This window comes from Bacteroidota bacterium, from assembly GCA_018831055.1.
Lineage (GTDB): Bacteria > Bacteroidota > Bacteroidia > Bacteroidales > B18-G4 > M55B132.
Genome location: JAHJRE010000265.1, coordinates 1 through 2,836, shown reverse-complemented (window position 1 = coordinate 2,836; position 2,836 = coordinate 1). Strand labels below are relative to the sequence as shown.

Below are 2,836 nucleotides of genomic sequence, written 5' to 3'. Positions count from 1 at the left end.
CTGGCTCATGCTCGGACCGTTGACAATGCAGCCGTCGGAGATATTGAAGTTTGTCATGATCTATTACCTGGCGTTTTCGCTCTCGAATCGCAACCGCGATATCACCAAACTGCGCCAGTTGCTCATTCCGTACGGGCCGATGCTCGGTGCCGGTTTTGCGCTGGTATTGCTCGAACCGGATTTGGGTACGACGATTGTTATATTCGCGACGGCGGTCGGCGTCTTTTATCTCGCCGGCGCGCGCCTGAAGCATCTTTTCGCGGCCGCTCTGCCGGCGGTCGCCATGGCCTCGTTTGTGGTGTTCGTGCTCGGCTACAAAAAAGCTCGCGTGATGACCTATCTTGCTTCGCTGGCCGATCCGCTGGCGGGCAGCTACCAGGCCAAGCAGGCGGCGCTGACACTGGGTGCGGGCGGGCTGTTCGGCACGGGCCTGGGCGATGGACGCCAGAAACTGTTTTTCCTGCCGTATCCCCACACCGATTTCATTTTCGCGGCGATTGGCGAAGAGGTCGGGTTGTTCGGGCTGTTGATAATCCTGGGCCTGTTCGCCTACATGCTGCTGCGGGGATTCAAGATCGCGGCGGCCCAACCCGATCGGTTCGGATTCTTGCTCGCCTCGGGCGTCGTGCTCTCGCTGTTTATCAATATCGCCATCAATGTCGGCGTCGTGACCAATCTCCTTCCGGTGACCGGTCTGCCGCTGCCGTTCATATCCTACGGCGGCTCATCGCTGCTGATATCGAGCGCCGCGATCGGCGTACTGCTCAATCTTTCCCGGAGGGTTGTGCGATGACGGCGGCGGCGCAGACAGTGCGGATCGTATTTGCCGGCGGCGGCACGGGCGGCCATCTGTTCCCGGCGATCGCCATCGCCGATCGCATTCGGGAATTGCTGCAGGGGCGGACCCCGGTGGAGATCCGATTTGTGGGCACGACGCGTGGAATCGAATATCGGATGCGCGACCGGTTGGGTTATCCGCTGGAGATCATCAATGTACGCGGACTGGTGCGGTCGTTTACGCTGACGAACCTGATTGTACCGTTTGTCCTGATCGGCGCTCTGATTCGGGCCTGGCTGATGTTGGGTCGTTTCAAACCGGATGTCGTGGTCGGCACCGGCGGCTATGTCGCTCTGCCGATCTTGAAGACGGCGGTATGGCGTAAGATCCCAACCGTGCTTCAGGAACAAAATTCGTTTCCCGGTATCACAACCCGTCAGGCGGCGGGCAGCGCCCGAAGGATATATCTCGGTTTCGAGGGCGCCCGGCAGCATCTGAAGACCAAGGCGGAGATTATCCTTACCGGCAATCCGGTGCGACGGACGATCGCCGACGCGGACCGAAACAAGGCGCTTGCGGAGTACAATCTCGATCCGTCAAGGAAAACCATTCTCGTGCTTGGCGGAAGTCAGGGCGCTCGGGCGATCAACAATGCGGTAATGAAAAGCCTACAGACCGGCGGTGTGCCGGAAGGATATCAGATTTTGTGGCAAACGGGGAAGAGGGATTACACGGAAGTGGCTGCGCAAGCGGACGGTCAGGTAAAAGACTGCACCCTCTTTCCCTTTGCCCATGATATGGCCGCCGTTTATGCTGCCGCCGATCTGGCGATAGCGCGCGCCGGCGCCCTAACGCTGGCGGAGTTGACTGCCTGCGCGGTGCCCTCGGTGCTGGTGCCGTATCCGGCCGCGGCCGGAGATCACCAGCGCAAAAACGCCGCCGACATGGCGGCGCGCGGTGCGGCAACGGTAATCGACGAAAACGATCTCGGCGAACACGATCTGCTGCAGGAAGCGGCGGCGCTGGCCGGATCGACACAGTACGGCGCAATGAAAACGGCGCTGGTGAAAATGAACGAGGGCAAGAAACCCGCGGTGGATATCATCGCCAACGACATCATCGAACTAATCGAAGCAGAGAGGAAACGGCATTGAAATCCGTGGCAACTCCGGCAGTCCTGGAATCAACCAGTTTTGTGAACGATAGACTTATGTTTGGAAAAATTCGGAAACTCTACTTTGTGGGAATCGGCGGTTCGGGAATGTCCGGCATCGCCGAGATCCTGCACAATCTCGGTTTTGAGATCAGCGGCTCGGACCAGACGGCCTCGGATGTCACCCGCTACCTTGAAGGCCGAGGCGTCACGATCTACGACGGTCACCTGGCGGAGAATCTCGACGACAGCGAAGTGGTCGTGATCTCCTCGGCTGTCGGCGAAGACAACGCCGAGGTAGTCGAGGCGCGTCGGCGCGGTATCCCGGTGATTAAGCGGGCCGAGATGTTGGGCGAGATCATGCGCCTCAAGTATTCGATCGGCATTGCCGGTACGCACGGCAAAACCACGACGACCTCGATGATCGGTCGCATCCTGCGGACCGGCAACTACCAACCGACGATCATTGTCGGTGGCATCGTGGCCGAACTCGGCACCGGTGCGGCGTTAGGCGAGGGGCAGTATCTCGTGGCCGAGGCGGACGAATACGACAAGTCGTTTCTGTCGATGTTTCCGTCGATGGCAGTCGTGACGAATGTCGAACGAGATCACATGGACTGCTACGACGATATCGAGGATTTGCACAATTCGTTTGTCGCCTACATGAACCGCGTGCCGTTTTTCGGTTCAATCGTCCTTTCGGCCGACAACGAAGACCTCATGCGCCTTCGGGATCGACTGGCCCGGCCGTTTGTCACGTTTGGTTTTTCGGTCGAGGCCGACTATCGCGCGGTCAAGGTGAATATGGAGCAGGGTCGATCCACCTTCTCGGTCTATCGTCGCGGTGAGTATCTCGGCGATATTCTCCTTCATGTTCCCGGCCGTCACAATGTGTCCAATGCGAT

At 59.1% G+C, this 2,836-nt stretch carries 3 protein-coding genes; all 3 read left to right on the top strand.

Annotation, left to right across the window (positions count from 1 at the left end; all coding sequences use genetic code 11):
- Positions 1-793, top strand: a 793-nt coding sequence (locus KKA81_16290) for an FtsW/RodA/SpoVE family cell cycle protein (protein MBU2652487.1), incomplete at its 5' end; no start/stop codon positions are given.
- The gene (murG, locus tag KKA81_16285; protein ID MBU2652486.1) at positions 790-1,932 is read left to right on the top strand and encodes an undecaprenyldiphospho-muramoylpentapeptide beta-N-acetylglucosaminyltransferase; all 1,143 of its coding nucleotides are present in this window, start codon (positions 790-792) and stop codon (positions 1,930-1,932) included. The genes KKA81_16290 and murG, both read left to right, overlap by 4 nt.
- Positions 1,933-1,988: 56 nt before the next feature.
- The coding region (gene murC / locus KKA81_16280) for a UDP-N-acetylmuramate--L-alanine ligase (GenBank protein MBU2652485.1) at positions 1,989-2,836 on the top strand (848 nt) is incomplete at its 3' end.

Excerpts from the sequence above, each read along its gene's own strand:
- murG (MBU2652486.1), top strand. The coding sequence starts at position 790 with ATGACGGCGGCGGCGCAGACAGTGCGGATCGTATTTGCCGGCGGCGGC.